This window comes from Persicitalea jodogahamensis (assembly GCF_014651615.1).
GTDB classification, from domain to species: Bacteria; Bacteroidota; Bacteroidia; order Cytophagales; family Spirosomataceae; genus Persicitalea; species Persicitalea jodogahamensis.
In genome coordinates, this window is sequence record NZ_BMXF01000004.1 from 490,217 (window position 1) to 512,492 (window position 22,276).

17 protein-coding genes are annotated in these 22,276 nt (G+C 45.3%); 9 read left to right on the plus strand and 8 right to left on the minus strand.

Annotation, left to right across the window (positions count from 1 at the left end; translation table 11 throughout):
* Positions 1-251: 251 nt before the first annotated feature.
* The 3 genes from IE117_RS20440 to IE117_RS20450 all read left to right on the plus strand — a co-directional run bounded on the left by IE117_RS20440 (position 252) and on the right by IE117_RS20450 (position 4,918).
* Complete coding sequence (locus IE117_RS20440) at positions 252-2,717, plus strand: ATP-binding protein (RefSeq protein ID WP_189566593.1); 2,466 nt, start codon at positions 252-254, stop codon at positions 2,715-2,717.
* A 6-nt stretch (positions 2,718-2,723) separates the two neighbouring features.
* Positions 2,724-4,082 carry a DNA cytosine methyltransferase gene (locus IE117_RS20445; RefSeq protein WP_189566595.1) on the plus strand — a complete coding sequence of 453 codons (1,359 nt, stop codon included), beginning with the start codon at positions 2,724-2,726 and terminating at the stop codon, positions 4,080-4,082.
* 503 nt (positions 4,083-4,585) lie between these two features.
* Entirely contained in the window at positions 4,586-4,918 is a 333-nt protein-coding gene (locus IE117_RS20450; RefSeq protein ID WP_189566597.1) for a hypothetical protein, read from the plus strand.
* Positions 4,919-5,029: 111 nt separating this feature from the next.
* Here the strand turns inward: IE117_RS20450 and IE117_RS20455 are convergent, their stop codons facing one another.
* The 3 genes from IE117_RS20455 to IE117_RS20465 are packed head-to-tail and all read right to left on the minus strand — an operon-like array spanning position 5,030 to position 8,564.
* Positions 5,030-7,204: a hypothetical protein gene (locus tag IE117_RS20455; RefSeq protein ID WP_229581210.1), complete on the minus strand. Its 2,175-nt coding sequence runs from the start codon at positions 7,202-7,204 to the stop codon at positions 5,030-5,032.
* A 24-nt stretch (positions 7,205-7,228) separates the two neighbouring features.
* A complete protein-coding gene (locus IE117_RS20460) occupies positions 7,229-7,885 on the minus strand; it encodes a porin family protein (protein WP_189566599.1) in 657 nt (218 codons plus the stop codon).
* A 49-nt stretch (positions 7,886-7,934) separates the two neighbouring features.
* Positions 7,935-8,564 carry a DUF4136 domain-containing protein gene (locus tag IE117_RS20465; RefSeq protein ID WP_189566601.1) on the minus strand — a complete coding sequence of 210 codons (630 nt, stop codon included), beginning with the start codon at positions 8,562-8,564 and terminating at the stop codon, positions 7,935-7,937.
* A gap of 239 nt (positions 8,565-8,803) precedes the next feature.
* Here IE117_RS20465 and IE117_RS20470 point away from each other — a divergent pair, with 239 nt between their 5' ends.
* From IE117_RS20470 to IE117_RS20480, 3 genes are all read left to right on the plus strand, one after another.
* Positions 8,804-9,706 carry a histone deacetylase family protein gene (locus IE117_RS20470; protein ID WP_189566603.1) on the plus strand — a complete coding sequence of 301 codons (903 nt, stop codon included), beginning with the start codon at positions 8,804-8,806 and terminating at the stop codon, positions 9,704-9,706.
* Positions 9,707-9,768: 62 nt separating this feature from the next.
* Positions 9,769-10,140 carry a hypothetical protein gene (locus IE117_RS20475; protein WP_189566605.1) on the plus strand — a complete coding sequence of 124 codons (372 nt, stop codon included), beginning with the start codon at positions 9,769-9,771 and terminating at the stop codon, positions 10,138-10,140.
* Between the two features lie 80 nt (positions 10,141-10,220).
* Entirely contained in the window at positions 10,221-10,625 is a 405-nt protein-coding gene (locus tag IE117_RS20480; protein WP_189567009.1) for a PPC domain-containing DNA-binding protein, read from the plus strand.
* A 13-nt stretch (positions 10,626-10,638) separates the two neighbouring features.
* Here the strand turns inward: IE117_RS20480 and IE117_RS20485 are convergent, their stop codons facing one another.
* Together IE117_RS20485 and IE117_RS20490 are read right to left on the minus strand one after the other, a co-directional pair.
* Entirely contained in the window at positions 10,639-11,187 is a 549-nt protein-coding gene (locus IE117_RS20485) for a DUF6580 family putative transport protein (RefSeq protein ID WP_189566607.1), read from the minus strand.
* A 144-nt stretch (positions 11,188-11,331) separates the two neighbouring features.
* Entirely contained in the window at positions 11,332-14,568 is a 3,237-nt protein-coding gene (locus IE117_RS20490) for a VPS10 domain-containing protein (protein WP_189566609.1), read from the minus strand.
* A gap of 166 nt (positions 14,569-14,734) precedes the next feature.
* Between IE117_RS20490 and IE117_RS20495 the strand changes: the two genes are divergently transcribed.
* From IE117_RS20495 to IE117_RS20505, 3 genes are all read left to right on the plus strand, one after another.
* Positions 14,735-15,286 (plus strand): DinB family protein, encoded by a 552-nt coding sequence (locus IE117_RS20495; protein WP_189566611.1) that lies wholly within the window; start codon positions 14,735-14,737, stop codon positions 15,284-15,286.
* Between the two features lie 204 nt (positions 15,287-15,490).
* The gene (locus tag IE117_RS20500; RefSeq protein ID WP_189566613.1) at positions 15,491-16,168 is read left to right on the plus strand and encodes a response regulator; all 678 of its coding nucleotides are present in this window, start codon (positions 15,491-15,493) and stop codon (positions 16,166-16,168) included.
* Positions 16,165-17,544 (plus strand): sensor histidine kinase, encoded by a 1,380-nt coding sequence (locus tag IE117_RS20505; protein WP_189566615.1) that lies wholly within the window; start codon positions 16,165-16,167, stop codon positions 17,542-17,544. The genes IE117_RS20500 and IE117_RS20505 overlap by 4 nt, the downstream gene beginning before the upstream one ends.
* A gap of 508 nt (positions 17,545-18,052) precedes the next feature.
* On the opposite strand, the gene IE117_RS20510 is transcribed toward IE117_RS20505, so the two are convergent.
* From IE117_RS20510 to IE117_RS20520, 3 genes are all read right to left on the minus strand, one after another.
* On the minus strand, positions 18,053-19,087 hold the full coding sequence (locus IE117_RS20510; RefSeq protein WP_189566617.1) for a mechanosensitive ion channel family protein: 1,035 nt from the start codon (positions 19,085-19,087) through the stop codon (positions 18,053-18,055).
* A 69-nt stretch (positions 19,088-19,156) separates the two neighbouring features.
* Positions 19,157-19,849 carry an N-acetylmuramoyl-L-alanine amidase-like domain-containing protein gene (locus IE117_RS20515; protein ID WP_189566618.1) on the minus strand — a complete coding sequence of 231 codons (693 nt, stop codon included), beginning with the start codon at positions 19,847-19,849 and terminating at the stop codon, positions 19,157-19,159.
* Between the two features lie 186 nt (positions 19,850-20,035).
* The gene (locus tag IE117_RS20520; protein ID WP_189566620.1) at positions 20,036-22,258 is read right to left on the minus strand and encodes a bifunctional alpha,alpha-trehalose-phosphate synthase (UDP-forming)/trehalose-phosphatase; all 2,223 of its coding nucleotides are present in this window, start codon (positions 22,256-22,258) and stop codon (positions 20,036-20,038) included.
* Positions 22,259-22,276 lie beyond the last annotated feature (18 nt).

Consider the following 22,276-nt stretch of genomic DNA (forward strand, 5'->3'; position numbering starts at 1 on the left):
GTATCTTTATCTGGCTTCGTACGAGTGGTGGCACGAGCCAATGTGTATAACATCATGATTTGTTGACTCCTTCTTGATTCTGCAATCCATCTGTAATTTTTATATAAGGCAAATCAATTTTTTGGAGATATAAGGATAGAGAAACACAAAAATTCGTTAGGACAATAATATCATTTCTTCGGAATTTAACTTTGCACTTTCTTGTCGCAGAAAGCGGCACGAATTTTCTCTACAAACCCTCAAAAACAGTTATGGAACCCAATACACAGGAAGAGGAGCTAGCAGAAGCAGCAGTCGAGCAAGTAGGAGTGGAAGTCGATCAAGTTACGCTAGATATTGATTATCATATCATTGAACACTTTTCCAAACACTTGTACAGTTCCCCTAATAAGGCGATAGAGGAGCTAGTTATTAACGGGTATGATGCCGGTGCTGATTGGGTACGAGTATATGTGCCTGGTGCTTACACCCAAAAAATCATCGTGTGGGACGACGGAGAGTCGATGGATGTAGAGGGAATCAAAAAGCTTTGGAAACTTGCTGATAGTCCAAAAAGTGGTACATCCAGAGAGATATTAGACAAAAAAGGTGTACACCGGAAAGTTATCGGCAAATTCGGGATTGGTAAAATTGCCAGTTATACAGTTGGCGATAGTATTACACATTATTGCAAAACTACAAACGGCTATTTTTTGGTTGCGGTAGATTACAATTTACTGATGGATCAAAAAGATACGGATCAGACTAGAAAAAGCGTACCAATACAGAAGCTAAGTGAGGAAGAAGCAAAATCGTCTATTATACAGTGCTTTTCCGATCTTCCCCTAGATTTTGAAAGCTTTTTTGTTCAAGAATCATGGACATTTGCCGTGATTGACAAGATCAAGCGAGAAGACATTACTCAAGGTCGACTTCGATGGGTAATTGGTAATGCTTTACCCGTGAAACCAGATTTTAAAGTGTATGTAGACGACTTGGAAGTAGTATCGAAGTTGTTGAAAACAGGCATTAGCTTAAATTGGAATTTTGGGCAAGAAGAGATAAAACAATATCTAGATTCAGAATGGAAGGAAGGGATAAAGGAAGGAAGTGTGGATGGCTCAATTACTTACGGAACGGAATTTGGGCTTAATAAGGATAATCCGTCCGAAGCCATAGATTATGTCAGTTTTCCTGAACTAGGTAAAGTCTGGGGATATTTACGTTTATACAAGGATTCTTTATTTGGTTACAAAAAATCAGAGGAAGGGCGTAGCCACGGTTTCTTTATTTTTGTTAGGGATCGGCTTGTCAATCTCGACGATGCGCAGTTATTTTTACGTAGCGATCCCTCCTTTCTAACTTTTTATAATGCCCAGTTTATTCTTCATATAGATGGACTAGATGAGGATTTGCTAGCTGACCGAGAGCGTATCACTGAGGGAACGCCTAAGGTCGCCGAGTTGGAAATCTTACAAAATGCTGTTTACAAAGCGATTAATAAAGCCCAACGTTCGCTGTATGATGCCAAACAACAGGAGGCCAAATTCGATTATATTTTCCCAGTGATGTCTCCTTCTTTATTCATGGAGCCCTTAGCTGCGTTGTGGGTTAAAAACGGTGCACAGGAGGAACTGGGTTTTGACTTTAAAGATCCAAAAATCAATACACAGCCTATCAGTAAATCAGAGCATGTATCGACGTTTTCTGTCTCGGATGGATTTAAAATTAACTCTTTGCATCCCTATTACCAAAAGCTTCAGCATGAATTGGGATCAGGTAAAATAAGCGCCAAAGCAATTAGGGAGTTCGAAATTATTGCCGTTTCTGAGCTTTTGTTTGAAGGCCACTTATATGATTTGGGTGTATCTGACCAGCAAGTGCGCAGGATTATGCTCTGGCGTGATGATTTGTACAGGAAATTGTCGCAAAGAGATAAAAAAAACCCATATACTTTGACTCAAAATCTGATGGATGCTTCTTACAAATCAGGAGAACCATTCGAAACGGCACTGGTTGAAGTGCTCAAGGAGATCGGATTCAATGCGGAACGAGACGGTGCAAGTGGCAAGAAAGATGTATTTGTTAAAGCTTATTGTGGCGACGAATCATACAAGCTTATTTTCGAAGCAAAGGCCATGACATCACTCAGTGTGACAAAAGCCTTGAAAAACGACGATGCTGAGACAGGTGGAGCCAATGCCCACCGGACTGCTGCTGGGGCGGACCATGCAGTAATTATCTCCCGCAAATTCGCCGGATTCGAGAATAACGAAAATCCTGCTATACTGCAGGAATGTAGCAGCATGGGGAACGTATCGATCATGACTGTAGAAGCATTAAACGAACTGCTTTACGCAGTAAAGGAACATGCTTACTCGCTCGACACTATCAAACCAGTTTTTACAGAGATTGAGACGCCAAAACGAAAGTTAGAGCGGATCGAGAATTTAAGTAAGCCCTTTGAGAAGATCGACTCGGTAACATTATTGAATCAAATATGGGAATCTCAAGGAAATGAAAACGCAGAAGGAGTAGCGATTCCCATACGTGGAGTTTGGCTTGACTACGGCTATAAAAAAATGAATATTGAATTAACAGAATTCAGGAGTGTAATAGAGGCACTTCGGACATTAGCTTATCCACTAGTTCAACTTAGCGAGGAAACCAACATTTACTTGATTCAATCTCCTGAGAATATAATTAATAAAATTAGAAAGAAATTAAACGTTGATTAAAGCATTATGAAACATGGAAAGGACGGTGAAGATCCATTATACGCAGTTAGCCTATTTTCAAACTGTGGAGCAGGAGATTTTGGATACCGTCGAGCTGGCTTTCGTTTTGAGGTTATGGCAGAACTTCAAGAGAAACGCTTGGAAGTGTGTCTTTTAAACCACCCAAAAGCAAAAGGTATAAAAGGAGATCTGAGGGAAACGTGGCCTCAAGTAGTAGAAGAGTACAAAAAAAGATCTCATAGTTTCCCGCTTTCTCTGCTTGCAGCCTGTCCTCCTTGCCAAGGAATGAGTAGTGCACGTGGTCAACGCGGTTTTCACGATGATGCTGATGCAGGTTCAAAGGATAAACGAAATCTTTTAGCCGTCGTGATCGCAGAAGTTGCCATGGCCTTAGAGCCTAAATTGATCGTGGTTGAAAATGTGACAGAGTTTTTAACTAAGAAAGTTCGTCATCCTGATACCAATGAGCCTGTAACCGCTTCCTTATTGCTCATCGAAAAGTTAAAGGAAACCTATGAGGTATTTCCAATTGTTCTTGATATGTGCGAATTTGGTATACCCCAAACTCGCAAACGATGTTTTCTGACATTTGTTAGAAAGGATCAGCCCGCTTTGAAATTATTGCAGAAGATTGGGTTGGCCCCCTATCCTAAGCCTTGGGAGAGCCCTCCGACGACCATTGTAGAGGCATTGACATCATTTGGTTTAAAAAGTCTGGATGCTTCGAATGCTGAGCTGGCTGGAAAAGGTTTGCACAGTGTGCCAATTTGGAATACAGAACGCTATAAAATGGTAGCAGCTATTCCGCCTTATAGCGGTAAAAGTGCTTGGCAAAACAATACATGTCCGAATTGTCAACATGAAGAGCTTGACACAGTAGCAGTAACTTGCTCGATGTGTAAATCATTGCTTCCAAAACCTATTGTTTTTGAGAAAAATGGTACTCCACGATTAATAAAAGGGTTTCGTACCAGTTACAAACGAATAGATGCAAATAAGCCCTCATCCACAATTTTAACAGCTTCAAGCCATACTGGTAGCCACAATACAATTCACCCATATGAAAACCGATTATTGAGCACATTGGAATGCGCTTATTTGCAAACAATGGATGATGAATTTCAATGGGGAGATGCACCCAAAAAATACGGACATTCAAATATCAGAGAAATGATTGGTGAGGCTGTTCCTCCATTGTTTACTGAACAACATGGCAAGGTGCTAAAGGATATCTTGAGAATAAACTTGCCGATAACGGCAATTGATAACAAAGATCAACGATGTAAATTAGCATTAACAAAACTTAGCAAAGCAGCAAAACTAGTACATACGGGAGTTGAAAATCAATTGAACATGGCTATATAGAATCTTGGTCGATTTTGTTCCTGATTTGTTCCTGAGAGTATATTTTAATAAACATTAAAATTCCTGATTTACAGAATAATAGATGATTAATTAAGGAATACCCTATGGGTCACGCAAGTGGCTTATTGCCGACACAAAAGGCCCACTAGAAATAGTGGGCCTTTCTGTTTTTCAGGCCAAGTACTCGATTCGTTTCCGGAAGTAGATTGGACCAATTATCGCGGAACTAAACTACCTCAGTTTCCGCTCAGGAATGAGGGCTTGCACCAACCCATTCATTTTCTCAAAAATTGTCTTCGAGGGCATTAGGGTATCCTATATTTCACGAGATCTGGTTTTCCTGCAGCAGGAATGCAGCCAACGTTTTCCAGCTAGAAAATCAACGAGAGAATAAATACCTGTTTGGCAGTAAAACCAAGTAGAAATTTCAGAATTTCACTTTGGTTTTTATTCATTTTAAATAACTTTTTATGAGATCAGTTTTTCTTATTCTTGCTGTTTTCATGTCCTCCTACGCAAGTGCCCAGGTAATTATGGGCGATGTGAACATCAACGACATGCCGGAGGTGAAGATCTGCCGACTAGTGGCGACCGTAAAGTTGTTCTCCTCTGAGGTGACGGCCATCATCGACTACGGCCAGGAGATTAAACAGGGCGGGAAGAGCGCGTTGTTGCTCGATGCAGCCACTGGCAAGAGAAGGGAGTTCAAAAGCCTAGTGGACGCTATCAACTACATGGAAGCCAATGGCTGGGAATTCATAGACTCGTTTGCAACCACGGTGAGTAATCAGAACCTGTACCACTATCATTTCAGGCGGAAGGAGGGGGGCAAATAACAACGCCAGGTTTACGGCTCTCTATACTAACTCCCGATGACCGAGCAGAATCGAACCGTAGATATCCTGTAAAGGAGATCGATTAAATATAAAATCGTTCTTGAAAAGCTTTCACAAAGTACCCCGGTACAGCCCGGGCCAATTGCCATAGAGTTGTATGCGCTCGGTTTTTCCATTGGGCAGTCGAATCGTTACTTCTCGTGACTCATTGGGTTTCTGAAAAGAGTCGATTCCCAGAACCGCGATCTTGCCTTGATTGACTACGGCCATCACAAAAGGCTCCCGGCGAGCAGCAGATTGCACGGCCTGGTCCACGGATGCTTTCCGCCATTGGCCATCCAGCTGGTAGTCCAGATCTACTTTTTTGCCACCAACCAGAATATCCTCTACCTGCTTGGCCATCCAGTTGCCGAGCACATAGAACTCCGTGGGGTAGTCCCAGTAGCGTGGCGATTGCGGTCGGTCGCGGCGTCCTTGCAGCCGGGCATGATCGGTTCGGCCATCCGCTGCAAACCATTCAAAGCCATACCAGTCATCTTTGCTCAGTAAGTAGTTGTTGGCGCCCCGTCCAAGCGGCTGGTTGTCGTGCCACAGGTAATAGCCCTCGGCCTCCACAAAAGAAAATAATGAAAGCCCGAGCGCCTGACTGGCTGGCATCATAGCCAATTGATTGAAAATAATCTCTCCCCGGGGCGCGGTGGTATGAACCACCCAGGGTACCGCCGGGTCGTCGTAACGGGCCATATCGCGGTTCCAGCCAAACCAGATCGTTTTGTTGTTTTTCTGATACGGAAAGAGTCGGTTGATCCGCGAACTATGAATGGCGGAAAGAATCAGGTAGTTGCTGGGCGTGATACCATCAGCGTCGTTGGAAAAAAATGAAACCGGATAAACATCCACCATATTGATGGAAAAGTAGTTTGCCATGCTTTCTCCCTGCGCATCGGGTGTAAGATTGTTGTGGGAAGGGGAGGGGTTGGAATAGTCCCGGCTAAAAAAGGAAGGATCAATCTTATCGCTTTGGTCGCTCCAGAAATTTCGGTTGCGGTAAGCAGGGCCGCCCCAGTAATCGAATATAGCCATGTCAGGCTGCTTCTTTTTAAGGCGTTTGGTAAACCACAGCAACCGTTTCTTTATTTCGGGTGTATAGTTGCGGTTCCAGAATTCGAAGTCATAGGCGTATACTCCGGTGGGGTACACCTGGTCGGCAAATGCTTCCACCTCTTTTTGGGAGAGCGAGGAAAACCAGGCCTCATCCCGATCCTTGAAAAAGCCGGGCGGCTCAGTCCAGTGAAGTTTCTGGTTAGGTACCTTCTGTTCATGTTCCCATTTGGGCAAATGCGTGACGCCTCGTTTGAAATAATTGCCGGGGGGTACTTCGGCATTAAGCCGATATTGCAGGGCGTACTTCCCTTTAATGGGTTCGAACTCAGGAAATTTCGTATCAAACTGAACATTCATTTCCCGGGATAATCCAAACCACCCCGGGATAGGGATGGGAGTTAACCCAGTGGCGTTGCTGGCAGGGGCTTCGGAATTTTGCGCGATCCAGATATTCTGCTGCCGCATGGTACGGTTTCGCAGCTTGTTCCACCACTCGCCGTAAGGAGCATCGATCCAGCAGGCAGTTACGGAATACAGATAGCCCGGCTTAATCTCAATGCCATTTTCGAGACCATCCACTACGATGTTATCAATCAGGTAGTAGCGATTCCGGCCATCTTTGTAGTTGGCAAAATCCTTAAGATAGAGTTTGCCATTGGCTTGTAGGGGCCGCACGTCCAGCATAATATCCTCGCTCCCGTGCCGGACCCAGGAGTTGGCACTCAGGGCTGCGTTAGCTTTCCTAATATCGAATTCAAATTCAGCCACGGTACTGCAGCCAGGCTGTGCCAGGCTTTCGATTCGAATCGTAGCCGGGCCGTTCGAAAGGGCGAGGTCAGCCATTGAAAACCAGGTACCCGGACGATGGGGTGCACTTGGAAAATTATACTTACGATTTTTCTGCGCGATTTCGACTTTGTAAGGAGCTAGCCCACCCACCGAGGCATAAAGTTCGAACTGCAACTCACGCCCTATCTGCTTGTAATGGCGCACCGAGAGGTCGCAGGCGGCATCTCCGGTAACAATCGTTTTTGCAAGCGGAAAATCTTCCGCTTGCATAGTGTAAGCCACCGTGTCGGTGGGCCCAAATCTTTTCCATGCCCAGGTGACCGATCCGGCCACGAGCGTGATCACCAGGGCAAGGAGGATAATGGTGTTTTTAGACAAGGCGCGGCCAGACATTCGGATTTGAGAAAAGGACTGTTACTACCACCAGCGGTAAAACAGTCCCACTGTTGCGTTGATTTGACCCACACCCTTATCGATGTAGTCGTAGTTAAGAGAAGTCTGATTGTACTTTACCCGGATGTCGGCCCCAACGGACCCATCCTTTTTGAACAGAAATTTGGCACCCGCAGCACCCCCGTAAGTTAATTTGACGGATTGCTGCTGATTGGCTAAACTACCATAATAAAGGCTGTAAGTTAACAGATCGGCTCCGACCGCAGCTTGCACGTAAGGACGAATCATGGCATTTGGCTTGGCAAAGTAGTAGCTCACTACGCCCTGAATCGGCATCAAATCAATGGTTCGGGTTTGTACGGCCGAAATTTCACCTTCCTCCGACTGATAAATGGCGCGGGGAAGCCGTTGAGAGTAGAATGTTTTCCCGACCTCAACCCCAATGGAGATGGGCTTTTGAAGTACCCAGTCAACCGAGAATGAATAGTTCCTAAGCGTAGGCTTGTCGACATACCCACTCGCAAACGGACCAATGGGAATTCCGGCACCACCGCGGACCGTGGCCACGTAGTGTGAGTAGCGGTCGTATGGTGAAGGGAGATTATACAATTGTGGATTCTGTTGCGCGAGGGCAGGGGCGCTCAGGACAAGTCCCAAGAGCAGGATTTTTATGGTATTCATTTTAGTATTTTAAATTTAAGGCAAGAAAAAGAAAGGCGAAACGACGCTGTCAATTGATCTTGAGATAGCTGGATTGCTCAAAAACCGAGCGAACCATCGTATCGAAATCTACACCATCGAACAAGCCATTTCCTCTGATTTGGGCATTCCAGATCACATTATACTGTTCATTCTGGACGTCTGGGTTTTTAAAATCCAGCATTTCCAGATACCAGTATGCTTCTCTGGTCTGCACGTAAGAATAAGAAGATGGGTAGCCATACCCATAACCAGGAAAATAACCACCACCAAAGCCACCGCCCCAGTAGTTGCCGTAATAGGGGTTGGGTTGTGATACAACATTGACATAAGCATTTCTGACCTGAGCAACATTGATTCCGACATCAGGACCCTCCTTGGGACTGACGTACTGATACCCCAGATTTTTCATTTGCTGAACCACGGTATTCAAAAATTGGATGTCCGTGGCACCTAAGGTAGTGCCGGTGCCCTGGTTCCCGATAATGAGCACGGAGTCTACAATGCTAAAAGTTTTGAACTGTTTAAAATTGACTGATTCGTCGTGGTTGGTAATGAAAACCTGGGAATCTTCCACTGTTAAATCACTTAACGGGTCATTCTGACAGGCGGTAAAAACGGTGATTAAGGCCAATAGGCCTAGGATTTTAGTATTTTTCATGGGTTAAATTAATTTGAAGTCGATTTAGTAACGTATTTGGTGACCGAATCATTTTATTGGACAAAACATAGGCACGACAAAAGTGGTTTGAGATAACATTGTCGCTCTTATTATCCGTAATATTTACTTTAACGAGCTACTTGCCAGTCTATGAGCGAATTATGGCCTATATTTATCTTATAAGTTAGAGTAGATAAATCAAAAATACCGTGCCTCGTAAATGATCCCACTATTGTTGCATGCTTAAGATTGCTCACTGCCCCATATACTCCCATCCGTTGCCCGAAGGACATCGCTTTCCGATGATTAAATATGATCTCATTCCTGAACAATTAATCTATGAGGGTACCTGCACAAAAGAGAATTTTTTTTGTCCTGAGCCTATCGACGAAAAATGGGTTTTAAATGTACATGACGGGGCGTATTGGATGGGGCTGAAAAATGGCTCCATCGACCCCAGAATGATTCGTCGGATTGGCTTCCCTCTTTCACCCCAATTGGTCATGCGGGAAATGATCATAGCCCGTGGCACATTAGAATGTTGCAACCTTGCTAAAAGCAATGGCATTGCGATGAATGTGGCAGGAGGAACCCATCATGCTTTCCCCGATAAAGGGGAAGGTTTTTGCCTATTAAATGACATAGGAATTGCGGCCGGCTATTTGCTGGATATGAAATTGGCACAACGTATATTAATTATCGACCTGGATGTACATCAAGGCAACGGCACGGCAGTGATGTTTCAGAATGAACCACGGGTATTTACATTTTCGATGCACGGAAAGGATAATTATCCCCTCAAAAAGGAAAAGTCTGATCTTGATATTCCTTTAAAAACGGGTGAAACTGACGAAATATATTTAGAAAATTTAACCCAGAATCTTTCGCAATTATTTGAACAGCAGCGACCAGACTTTGCCTTTTATTTGGCGGGGGTAGATATCCTAGAAACAGATAAATTGGGCCATTTGTCTGTTAGTCGGGAAGGTTGCCGCCAGCGCGACGAATTTGTTTTCAGGGAGTGCAAGCGGAGGGGGATTCCGGTTGCAGTATTGATGGGCGGGGGCTATTCGCCTCGCCTGCCCGACATTGTGGAGGCACACTGTAATACGTTTCGTGAGGCGCAAAAAATATATTTTTAGGCAAACTTCACTTGATTATCTGGAAAAAATCCGGGAATTTGCAGGATAAATTTTGAGTGCTGATGCAATTATCATTAGTTGAACTTTTTCCAGAATTCAACCGGAGTCTTTTCCTGGATATTTACGCCAAAATGTCCGTGGATACCAAGACCAAAAGACCAACATTATGCACGTTGGCCGGGCAGCGCGTACCTGCCGAACTGAAAATTCGATGCCAGCGAAAATCCATTAATGCCTTCCCCGAAGGAACGATTTATAAGCTGGACGTACGGTTGGTCGATTTGAAAAACAAAAAGCCCTATTTTTCAGCCGTTAAGAACAATAAAATTCAGCGGGCTATCGAATTTTATGACCACAACCTCAGAGTACAAAAAGGCGGATGCTCACAGCCGAAATTGAGTGGTAGTATGCCCGGCGCCCAGCTTGCCCGGTGATGGCGGATTTTAATCTGTTTAGTCTCGCGAATGCCATCGCCCGAGAATTTTATTTCAACAAATCACAATCTATCTCCGAAATGCAAGTCCACACGATTCGATTACTGCCCGGCCAGGATTTAAAAAGAGAATTGGAAAATTATGTTCAAAAAAATCAAATCGAAGCGGGCTTTATCCTGACTTGTGTAGGTAGTTTAACTCAGGCGAGTCTACGTCTGGCAGACCAGGAAGTCGGCAAGAGCTATGAGGGACATTTTGAAATTGTCTCGCTTGTAGGGACGCTGTCTACAAATGGATCACATCTGCACGCCTCTATCTCCGATTCTTTTGGCCAGACAACTGGCGGTCATTTGCTGGAAGGGTGTACGGTTTATACGACCGCCGAGATAGTCATTGGCGCGCTACCAGACACGGTGTACCGACGCGAACCCGAGCCTGCGAGCGGCTACAATGAGCTTAATGTGTATCGGAAGCAGAGAAAGTAGCCAGTTCAATTCGTCAGGCTGCTTTCAGGGAGGGAACCTGGCTTTTCAATGCTTCAAAGGCCCCGAAAAGTACGCTAGAAAAGAAAAGGTCTCCCAGGACTGTGTTAAAAAACAGGTTGCCGAAGAAATCCTGCTGGTAGAATTGCAATCCGGCGAGGTAGCAGGCTCCCAGGCCGGAAAGCGTTTGAGGATAAAATCCTGCGGAACCATACCATACGGCAAAATTGGTGACCACAAAAAACAATACCGAAGAAAGCAAGGCACTTCCAAACACCCGACCTGCGGTAACTTTCTGAAGCAATCCCATGCCGATGGCCACGATCAGGACGAAAGACAGATACACAGCCCACATGGAGTTGTGAAAGCCCAGCAGTGCATCGCTGAGGAGCATCGCCGATAGTGGGATAAGAAACGCGAGGTATTTTTTAGAAAAATATGCCCCGCCGAAAAGTGCTATTGCGCCAATAGGCGTGAAGTTGAAAGGGTGAGGAAGAAGGCGTGTCAGGGCCGCTACCAAAACGATTGAAGCAAGCGTCGCTACGCGGATGTTGTTAATTTTCATGGTAAAATTTGTTTTCGGATCGAACGACAAAGATACAGCAATGGCCGGAAGGCATCAAAAATTGAAGCTTAAACAATAAAAAAACGAACAATCTTTAGGATTGTCCGTTTGGCTTTCAGGTCAAAGTACCCTTCGTCCACTATTCTAATTGACGATGATCGCTTTCATTTCTGTTTGCCTTGCGGCATTATTGAAGGTAGGTATGTCGCGATTCAGTATTTCCGAAAGTTTATCAAGCTGCGTATCAATTTTTTGAGCTATATTCTCATAGGCCTCATAGCTTGATTTGGTCGGTTTGCTATCCCCCGACATCACCACCGTTTTCACCCCAGCCAACTTATCATTCAATTGAATGGGGAAATTCAAGGGATCCTGGCCCGCTTTCGACTTTGGTTGCATCAGCGTGTTTTCAATTTTTTCCAGTTCATCCAGCATCGGCTTCGATAGTTCTTTCAGCTGTTTGGTGACAGTGGAATCTTTCACTGATTTCATGTAATCGCCGATTTGCTTCCGCACGCTGCGTATTTTATTGATCCCCTCATGAGTCATGGAGAGTTTATCATTGATTTTCTGCGCCAATTCAAACTGAGCTTTGAAATCCTCATCTGTAGCTTTTATTCTCGGGTCTTTCAATATTTCGAAATTCTCCTTTCCGATAAGTTTATTCCCCGCATAAAGGTGTACCTGGTAAGTACCGGGCACGGCTTTGGCTCCTATAATTGAACCTGACCACATCACATTGGTACCTTCTACTTTGGTGGCGTCTGCGTAGCGCATGTCCCAGACGAATACATTAGTGCCAGCCTGGGTCGGCAAAGTACCGGGTCGAGTGACCGTCTCGTCGGTATAAAACTCTTTCGAAATTTTGATCGGTTCCCCCTTTTTGTCTTTCAGACTTGAATAAGTACTTACCGTGTCTCCTCCGGCAGTCAGAAAGTGCATTCTCAATTCTTCCTTAGGCACCTCCTTCATATAGCATCGGATTACAGCTCCGTTTGGGGGATTCTGTCCCGCCGTTGGGATTTCTTGCTTGCGACTACCCCCGCTCATTCGGTAGGCGTGGGATGGCTTGAATAAGTGGGCGTCGGACTGAGCAATTTCTTTGGTGATTTGGTGTAGGGGACTAATATCGTCCAGAATCCAGAAGGAGCGACCGTGCGTAGCGACCACAATATCCTTTTCACGTTTCTGGATTACCAAATCATGGATGGGCGTAGTTGGCAAATTGAGCTGCAGCGACTGCCATGAATCGCCGCCATCGAATGAAGCCCAGATACCTTGTTCGGTCCCTGCGTACAGGAAGTCCTTTTTATTCGGGTCCTCCCGTATCACTCTGGTAAACTGATCGGCGGGTATGCCGTCAGTAATCAACTTCCAGGATTTGCCATAGTCCGTCGATTTTAGCAGATACGGTTTAAAATCGTTGAGTTTATACCGGGTCGCCGCCAGATACACCGTTGCGGGATCGTGTGGAGATACCTCTACGATACTCATCAGGGCGAACTCAGGTAAAAGGGAGGACTTCGGTGTGATATTCTCCCAGCTTTTGCCCGAATCTTTGCTGATGTGCAGCAGGCCGTCGTCCGATGCCGCATAGAAGACTCCTTTTTCCAGAGTCGACTCCTCAAAGGCAAATATGGTGGCGTAGGTTTCCACACCGGTGTTATCCTTGCTGATAGGCCCGCCGCTGGCACCCATGGTGGCTGGGTCGTGGCGGGTGAGGTCTGGGCTGATCTTCTCCCAACTTTGTCCCCGGTCGGTGGATTTGTGAACGTATTGCGAAGTGACGTACATTGTGTTGGGATCATGCGGAGAAAACATGATCGGATAAGTCCACTGGAATCGGTACTCCCGGGTATCGGAGCCATGCCCCATGTAGAATTCCGGATAAACATTGATCAGGCGCCGTTCGCCGGTCTTGTGGTTGTCCACACTTAAAAAACCGTCGTAACTACCTCCGTAGGTAATATCGGGGTTCAGCGGATCTTCCACCACATAGCCTGATTCGCCCCCCGCCACCGGCCACCAATCATCCGTGCCGATGGTGTAGCCGTTGGAGCGACTCGCAATACGCACAGTGCTGTTGTCTTGCTGCGCGCCGTAAATGTTATAGGGGAACTGATTGTCGGTATGGACATGATAGAACTGGGCCGTCGGAATATCCAGCTCCGTAAAATTGCCGCCGCCATTGAAAGTCACCTCGCCGCCGCCATCATCGCCGATGATGAAGTTCTCAGGATTATCGGGGTTGATCCATACATCGTGCGTATCGCCATGATGCACGTCAATTTCAGTGAAGCTTTTTCCACCATCAATGGATTTAAAAGCGTTGACATTTAAAACGATAAGCCCGTTTTCGTTTTTCGGATCGGCAGCAACGTTCATATAATACCAAGGGCGCTGCTTCAGGTCAGGATCTTCGTTGATTAGTTTCCAGGTTGCTCCGGCATCTTCCGAACGATATAATCCTCCCTTTTCCTTATTCTCAATCATTGCATAAATCCGGTTGGAATTTACGGGCGAGACCGACAGACCGATTTTACCTAAAATACCTTTTGGCATACCTGGGTTTTTCGTGATTTCCTTCCAGGTGTCGCCGCCATCCACCGATTTGAATAGCCCGCTTCCCGTCCCGCCACTACTCATGGAAAAGTGATTGCGATAGGCCTGCCACAGCGCAGCATAAAGCACATTGGAGTTGTTTGGGTCCATCTTCACGTCCACTGCTCCGGTACTGTCATTTCTGGCAAGCACTAGTTTCCAGGTGTCGCCGCCATCTTTGGAGCGATAGACTCCACGTTCAGGGTTGGTACCAAATATATTCCCCATTGCGGACACATAGACGAGTTCCGGATTGGTGGGATGAACCTGAATATTGGCGATGGCATTGCCTTTTTCCAATCCGATATGCCGCCAGGTTTTACCAGCATCGGTGGACTTATACATTCCGTCGCCGTAAGAAATGTTACCCCGGATGTCGGTTTCGCCCGTACCGGCATATACGACATTAGCATTAGAAGGTGCCACAGCGATAGCGCCAACCGAACTTGCTTTGAACGTCGAGTCGGAAACCGCAAACCAGTCATTGCCTCCATTTGTGCTTTTCCAGACACCTCCTCCGCAGGCGCCGAAATAATAGGTATAAGGATCGCCAATGACACCGGTAACCGCTGTAGACCTCCCTCCGCGAAATGGTCCTATATTCCGCCATTCCAATCCTTTTAATAAATCATTCCCATAAATCGACTCAGCCCTTTTGGATGCAGCAGGTGCACTCTTGGATTTCTTTTGAGAGAAGGCTGGTGAAACGCCTGCCTGTAGGGCGGCAAATAATAGAAATGGTAAGCAATATGCTTTACCTAGGAGGTACCATTTTTGCATACAGAAATTAGCTTAGGTTAAATAGTTGATTTTACGCTAAAAATAGGGACAGATGCTATGACAATCAAACAAGGGTACCCTTTTTTCTTCATGATACTCAACGTATAAGCCTTAGTGTTGGATAAATCACCCCAAAAAATCATATTTGCGTACAAAACCACCTGTAATGGAAACAAAAGAAGAACTGCTCCGGATAATAGATCTTTTAAACGACACATACGAAAGTGAGGAAGCCTGGCATGGCTCATCGGTTGTAGAAATTTTGCGGAGCGTCACTCCGAAACTGGCAGATCGGCGGTTAGCGCCTAACACTCATACAATTGCAGAATTAGTGTACCACATGACCACCTGGCGCATATTTACAGTCAGGAAGCTGCGTGGAGACAAAGAATTCGACATTAAAACCAAGGAAAAAAACTGGAAGGTATTTCAGATTGTAGACGATTTGGAGTGGGAGACGTTGCAAATGGAATTGAGTCTTTCACAGGAAGAGCTGGTGAGTGAGCTCGAGAAAAAAGAAAACGACGAATTTCTGGAGAAAATAGTGCCGGGTCGCAACTACTCCTATTACACGCTTCTCCATGGCATCATCAACCATGATTTGTACCACGTCGGACAAATCGCCCTGATCAAAAAAGGATTAGGTCAGACAACTTTTGAAGAAGAAAATTTGGATGATATAGAGGATAATGCTATTTTTGGTGAAGACTACGACTAATTCAACTTATATTCTAAATATGAAGTCACCTGAGGCATTCAAATTTCCCGGGTAGGCTCAAAGAAAAAAGTGCAGTCCATTTGGACTGGGCTTTTAATGGTGTGGATATATGTCGGAAAGCCATTCGAAATTTCGAATGGCTTTTTTGTTACCTTACCAATTGCGTTTTTTACTAAAAAGATACACAACCCAATCCTTAAATAAATGAAAATACTTGTTGTGGAAGATGAACCCAAACTGGCTGGATTCATAAAAAAGGGGCTGGAGGAGCAATCTTGGGAGGTTGAGGTGGCATTTGACGGACGCATGGGTAAATATTTGGCACTGGGCAGCACCTTTGACGTGATTGTAATGGATGTTAACCTGCCCGCTATCAATGGCTTTGATCTGACTCATCAATTACGGCAGGAAGGTGTAAATACCCCGATCCTGATGCTGACTGCACTAGGTACTGTCGATGATAAGTTACAGGGTTTTGACTCAGGAGCCGACGACTATCTGGTGAAGCCTTTTGAATTCAGGGAATTGATCGCCAGAATTAAAGTACTCTCCAAACGACAATATAGCGTAGAGGGAAGTCAACACTCCCTCACGATAGCCAATTTGGAGCTGAACTTTGACGAGAAGATTGCACGAAGGGCCGGGCAACGTATAGACTTAACCGCAAAGGAATTCGCATTGTTGGAATATCTGATGCGAAACCGGGGAAGGGTAGTCTCCCGGGTGGACATTGCTGAAAAAGTGTGGGATGTGCGCTTCGACACCGGGACCAATGTCATTGATGTATACATTAACTTTCTGCGTAAGAAGGTCGATAAGAATCACCCTGTAAAGCTGATACATACCGTTGTGGGCATGGGTTATATCTTTAAAGAAGAATGAATATAAAGGCCCGTCTTACGTTGCTTTTTACATTATTGGTAGCCTCAATCCTGCTGCTTTTCTGCTTTTCCGTCTATTATTTTTACGATCAGTACCGCGAGCAGCAGTTCAGCACGTATTTGCAGGAACGTGTACTCACCGTAACCCAGCTGCTGGAAGATGTGGACGGTATTACCACGGCTGAAATCAAGCGAATTGAGGAGACTAACAACACCATATTATTCAAAGAAGAAATTACTGTTTACGATGAGGGCGATTCGGTTATTTATGATAGTGGAAAAACCATCCTGCCCGTGTCGGCGCAGGAATTAGCCGACGTCAGATCTGGTAAAGAAGTTCAGGAACGGGCTGGTGATCGCCAAATCATCATGCTGCGACATTTCCATGAAACCGGCCATTGGGTCATTGTGGCCGAAGCAGTGGATAGTATTGGCTTGAGCAAACTTGACCGATTGCGTGATATATTGGCGATGGGCTGGTTGTTCAGTTTGGTCCTGGTGGCGGTAGCTGGATGGATTTTTGCCCGCGATGCTATCAAACCCGTCGCCGAGATCAACTACCAGGTCAATAATATTTCGGCGGGCAACTTGCACGACCGGCTGAGGGTTGGCCGGGAGCGAGATGAACTGGCGAAACTTGCACAGACATTCAATCTTATGTTGGATCGGTTGGAGCTTGCCTTTAAAGCGCAGAAAAGTTTTGTGTCTCATGCTTCCCACGAGCTTCGTACACCCCTCGCGGTAATGATGGCGGATGTGGAGGTAACGTTGATGAAAGAACGTACTTCGGAAGAATACAAAGTAGGGCTACAAAGTGTATTGGAAGAGGTCAGGAGTATGAATCAGATGGTAAACCAGTTGCTGGAACTGGCCCGCACTGAGGAAGGGGTACTTTTGAAATCCTACCGGAAAGTCCGTCTGGATGAAGTTCTGTGGCAGGCCCAGGAATCGGTAATGCAGAAAAACCCGGATTACGAGGTTATCGTCAAATACGATAAAATCCCAAAGAGCGAAAATGAAATTGCCATTCTGGGGGAGGAAACATTGCTGCGAACTGCCTTCTCAAACCTGATGGAGAATGGATGCAAATACTCCGATAACAAAAAGATGACCGTCCACCTGGATTCTAAGGCCGGTATCATCACGCTACATTTTCGCGATGAAGGCATAGGTATTGATTCAGAGGATATTCCATTCCTTTTTGATACGTTTTACCGCAGTGAGAATACCAAAAACCGCCAGGGATACGGTATTGGACTAGCGTTGACCAAGCGCATCATTGACATCCATAAAGGGAAAATTGATGTAATATCCACGCCGGGTGTCGGAAGCGACTTCGTAGTGGCTTTTTCCCATGTCGGCCTTTTCGAAATTTAATCTCCTTTTAATCTGACATTAATTTCTCTTTAACGCCTGTTAAAGAGATTTGTGGAACAGACATCTGCCAGTTCCACAATCAGGTAAAATAGATTTTGCTGGTATTGAAAGTTGAAAGCCAGTCAGGTACTTCAATGCGTAACCCTGGGGCCTGTTAAATTCGAAATCTTAGTAACCTAATGATATGATTTAGTTGAGTTGTGTTTATAATACTTAAAGAGGCCCTGCAATTGCAGGGCCTCTTTTTCTATATGATTGAGTAAGATTTTTTGTGTCCTCGACGGAAACCTGTGTATAACCTCCTGTCCGCATTTTAATTTAAAATTTTAAGGGATAAAAGTCTACATACCAGTAAGCGCCGGAGTCAGCATGTCCGCTTTTTTAAAAGCCTAAACTACTCCAAAGCGGATTTAATCACATGATCGCCGATCTTCCCAAACATATCTCGTCTTTGCTTACCTGGATGTATGCCCAGTCAAGCAGGAGGCCTTTGCGGATCAGGATTAATTTAGTCTGCCTGGTGGTGTAGTGGCTGGATAGGCAGCACAGGAAGCGATACCGGATATTCTTCCCGAATGAATTCGATTAGATTCTCACGTATGTAGCAACGGAGATCAAACGCATCCGGAGCGGAGCGGGCGGACATAATTGCCCGCAACACTATATATTGGTCCTTCGTGTCCGTCACTTGCAGGGCAGCAGTAATTCCATCCCATAACGGTGTCTCAGTCAGGAGAGCCAGAAACTTTTCCCGCAAGGGAGTCACGGGGGTGTGGTAATCAAGATAAAACAGCGCAGAACCAATCACACTTGAATCGCTGCGCGTCCAGTTTTGAAAAGGCTTTTCCACAAAATAGGTGATTGGCAAAATCATCCGCCGCAGATCCCATATTCTGACCACGACATAGGTAAGGTTGATTTCCTCAATGGTACCCCATTCTCCTTCCACAATCACCACATCTTCGATTTTGATGGGCTGAGTAAAGGCAATTTGTATTCCAGCCAGTAGATTGGCAATCGTTTTTTGAGCCGCAAAACCCACGATAACCGACACAATTCCGGCAGAAGTCAATAGGCCAAGTCCGAACTCCCGCCCGCGTTGAAAACTGAGCAATAGTAACGCCACGGCGACTATGAGAATCGCGATAACGATCATTCGTTTGATAAACTTGACCTTGGTAAATACCCTTCTTTCTTGAAGATTATTGGTCTTATTAAGATCTAGCTGGTTGAGAATCAGTTTTTCAAACAGCAGCGCCAAACGGATGGCCAGCCATGTACTGACAGCAATCAGGGCGACTTTGCTGGAGCTGAAGATCAGGTAACTCTCTTCCCGCGTTGCGTAGCGGTTGTTGGCCACGAGATTGACAAACAGGACCAGGAAAAAAAAATAAAAGACATTCGTGATGCTCCTGTGAACCGTTTGCCAGGTCTTCGTTTCCTGTTTACGGGAAATGAATTTGAGGATTCTGATCGCCAGCCAGCCAGTAATCAGGCCAGCCACTGCCGCTAACGCAAGGAGTTGCCAATATTGGATTTTCATGAATAAGAGGAGGGGAAATGGATGAGTGAGCAGTGTTTAAAAAGAAACCATTTTTTAGAAAATGAAATTTCAATTATTTCCTTTCTCCTTTAACCGTAGCACGATAACTCCGCTATGCCTTTTCACACTATTCAAATAATCACTTAAAGGTACATTGCTGCTGATGACTTTTTTGGCAGTGGTGGAGGCGTGAACGAGGTGAGCGCGTCCCTTGGTCATTTTGACTATGCCCTGGTGGTTACAGTCCAATCCGGGAATGGTGGAAGTGATGCCTATAATGTCTCCATCATGAAGATTTGCTTCTACGTTTTTGACATTCTCTTTCGGGACAAAATAATATGATTCAGCATTGACTCTCCGCTCGTTGACTTTAATCTTTTCCAATACCTCTTTTGAATCAATGCCTTTGTACAAGTCAGCATGGGCAGACATGAAGTTAATTTCCTTCTTGTATGGAACTCCGCCTAATGTCTTTGTGATATCTTCCAATAAGCCGGTTTGCTGGCCCTGATTTCGCCACGAGAGGAAATAATGCTGCCGGGAAGAGTACCCGTCAATTTTCCCTCCATCGTACCGGAGCTGGACCATTTTGTCCAGGAAATTGTTATAATCGAGCTCTTCTTTTTTGGCTAGAGCCAAAGCCACCGAGACATCTACCAAAGTGGTGCAATCCAGTGCATCAAACCGGCAGACTAATTGCTCGGAAGCATTGCCTTCCAGCGTATGCGCTACATAAGGCGTGCCCAGGAATGTTTCGGCCATTCGCAAGACAAGTTCTGGAAGTGGTCCAGAACTTGTCTTGCTCATTTTCTCCAAAAACACTTGTTCCGGATTATCTGATTTCAAAGTGAAGCCAATCAGAATCAGGCCAAAAAACAGAACAGCTAATTTTATTATCCTCACGTACTTTGATTCTGATAATTGAAAGTACCCATTAAAACCCTTTGGTTATTCCTTGAAAGTATTCAGCAATTCCATGACAGCAAACTGATTTTTTATATGCTTTTTGGCTATTGAAAGCGCGTCGCCAACTTTGACTGTATAGGCTGATTCTGGCAAAGCTTCAAACATATCCTCATCGGTGGTGTCATCCCCCATCGCAAGAATGAAATCGTAGTCGCCTTCTTCAACGAACGATTTGGCGGAAGTACCTTTGTTGAATGCCGTTTTCTTAACCTCGATTACCATATTTCCCTCGATAATCTGCAGGCTTTGCTCCGGTTGAATAAAGCTTTTCAGCTGCCAGGCCAACTCCTGCGCCCGTCGGAGTGCGTATTCATGGTCGTCAGCCGTGCGGTAATGCCACGCCAGTGACGTTTCTTTTTCTTCAACAAATGCCCCAGGGCAGCGTTTTACGTACAGTTCCAAAATAGGACGAATATCGTCTTTCCAATCCTCTTTGTAGGCTGCATTCATCACGAATTCAGATTCGCCTTTTTTGCGGATTAACGCTCCGTGTTCGGCAACAATGTGTACGGGCAAATCGCCCAACACGCTCAACAGAAACTTGCGGTCGCGGCCGCTGATAACAACTACGGTATCGCGCTCAGCCAGTTCCGCTACAATGGCTTTGGTTTCAGCAGATACAATGGCATCTTCGGGTTCGCGCACAATGGGCACAAGAGTACCGTCATAGTCGAAGAAAAACAAGCGGTTTTTGGCTTGCGAGTAAGCTTTGTCCATGCTGACAATATCTTCCTCGGTCAAATAATCCAGTTTAAGTCTTTTGTGTTCCTGATCAATCATAATCATCTGGGTAAAAAAGTCGTTTGTCCATGCAAAAACATCGTATTCCCGTAAGCGCTGCTGCATGGCCACCATGCGCTTTCTTTGGTCTTCAGGCTCCATTTCCAGAGCCTTATTGATAGCATCGGCAATATCCTGACTGTCCGTTGGGTTGATAATCAATGCTTCGCCCAACTCAGCAGCAGCGCCAGCCATTTCGCTCAGAATCAGCACGCCCTGTTCATCCTTTCGGCTGGCTACATACTCTTTACACACCAGGTTCATACCGTCTCGTACCGGGGTGATCAGAGCCACATCGCTGGCCGTATACAGTCCAACCAATTCCTCAAAAGGCATGGACCGATACTGGTAAATAATTGGCTGCCAGTTTATTTTACCATACTGTGCTCCGATTCGCCCGACGGTTTGGTCGATTTCGGATTTCATTTGCTGGTATTGCTCGATCTGATCCCGGGAAGGAACTACCATCATCACAAACGACACCCGACCATGCCATTCTTCGTATTGTTCCAGGAAACGCTCGTATCCTTTCAGACGATTAAGCAGTCCTTTGGAATAATCCAGTCGGTCGACTGAGAAAATAACTTTTTCCATTAATGGTGTCCTGGCATCATGCCGGGCTTTGATCACTAATGGGTCGTCAAAGGCATCGTTGAATTTTTTGTAGTCTATGCTAATCGGGAATGCGTCCACCTTAACCAATCGGTTATTAAGGTTGACGTAGTGCATCCGATTGCCCTGACCAATCACCATACGCACGGCTTTCAGGAAGTACTCCACGTAGTCGTTGGTATGAAAACCTACTACATCGGCGCCCATGATGCCGTCAATGATAGCTTCACGCCAAATGGAGGGTAACAGCCGGAATATCTCGAAGGATGGAAAAGGTATATGGAAAAAGAAGCCGATTTTGTTCTTTGGAAACTTTTGACGGATCAAGTCTGGCAAAAGCATCAATTGATAGTCATGAATCCAGATGACGTCATCTGGTTGAATGACATCGACCATTGCATCATAGAAAAGTAGGTTGGCTTCCTGATAGGCTTCGAAAAACTTGGTTTCGAATTTGGCGATGGTGGGGAAGTAATGGAAAAGCGGCCAGATCAGATCATTACAAAACCCTTCGTAGTAATTATCATTCAGTTCTTGGGATATAAAAACGGGATGTGCCTTGAAATTATCATTTTCCAGCGTCACGCCTTCCAGTTCTTCAGCGGTATTGTCCGTGTACCCTATCCACTGAATTTTGTCTTCAAATTCGAAACTCGTGTTATTACTACCCTGAGCCAGCGATAGCACTGCGGATACCAGTCCACCGGAATTTTGAAAGAGGGAAGTGCCGCTTTCGTTTTTAATTATTTTGAAAGGAAGTCTATAAGCGACAATTATAAGTCGCCCTTTTTTTCTGGTAGTGAAGTTCTTCATGATGCTTATTGTGGAAGT

Coding starts and splice junctions, on each gene's coding strand:
- IE117_RS20500 (WP_189566613.1), top strand. CDS start 15,491: ATGAAAATACTTGTTGTGGAAGATGAACCCAAACTGGCTGGATTCATA.
- IE117_RS20480 (WP_189567009.1), top strand. CDS start 10,221: ATGCAAGTCCACACGATTCGATTACTGCCCGGCCAGGATTTAAAAAGA.
- IE117_RS20470 (WP_189566603.1), top strand. CDS start 8,804: ATGCTTAAGATTGCTCACTGCCCCATATACTCCCATCCGTTGCCCGAA.
- IE117_RS20490 (WP_189566609.1), bottom strand. CDS start 14,568: ATGCAAAAATGGTACCTCCTAGGTAAAGCATATTGCTTACCATTTCTA.
- IE117_RS20515 (WP_189566618.1), bottom strand. CDS start 19,849: ATGGCCGAAACATTCCTGGGCACGCCTTATGTAGCGCATACGCTGGAA.
- IE117_RS20505 (WP_189566615.1), top strand. CDS start 16,165: ATGAATATAAAGGCCCGTCTTACGTTGCTTTTTACATTATTGGTAGCC.
- IE117_RS20465 (WP_189566601.1), bottom strand. CDS start 8,564: ATGAAAAATACTAAAATCCTAGGCCTATTGGCCTTAATCACCGTTTTT.
- IE117_RS20495 (WP_189566611.1), top strand. CDS start 14,735: ATGGAAACAAAAGAAGAACTGCTCCGGATAATAGATCTTTTAAACGAC.
- IE117_RS20485 (WP_189566607.1), bottom strand. CDS start 11,187: ATGAAAATTAACAACATCCGCGTAGCGACGCTTGCTTCAATCGTTTTG.
- IE117_RS20440 (WP_189566593.1), top strand. CDS start 252: ATGGAACCCAATACACAGGAAGAGGAGCTAGCAGAAGCAGCAGTCGAG.
- IE117_RS20450 (WP_189566597.1), top strand. CDS start 4,586: ATGTCCTCCTACGCAAGTGCCCAGGTAATTATGGGCGATGTGAACATC.
- IE117_RS20460 (WP_189566599.1), bottom strand. CDS start 7,885: ATGAATACCATAAAAATCCTGCTCTTGGGACTTGTCCTGAGCGCCCCT.
- IE117_RS20475 (WP_189566605.1), top strand. CDS start 9,769: ATGCAATTATCATTAGTTGAACTTTTTCCAGAATTCAACCGGAGTCTT.
- IE117_RS20445 (WP_189566595.1), top strand. CDS start 2,724: ATGAAACATGGAAAGGACGGTGAAGATCCATTATACGCAGTTAGCCTA.
- IE117_RS20510 (WP_189566617.1), bottom strand. CDS start 19,087: ATGAAAATCCAATATTGGCAACTCCTTGCGTTAGCGGCAGTGGCTGGC.
- IE117_RS20520 (WP_189566620.1), bottom strand. CDS start 22,258: ATGAAGAACTTCACTACCAGAAAAAAAGGGCGACTTATAATTGTCGCT.
- IE117_RS20455 (WP_229581210.1), bottom strand. CDS start 7,204: ATGTCTGGCCGCGCCTTGTCTAAAAACACCATTATCCTCCTTGCCCTG.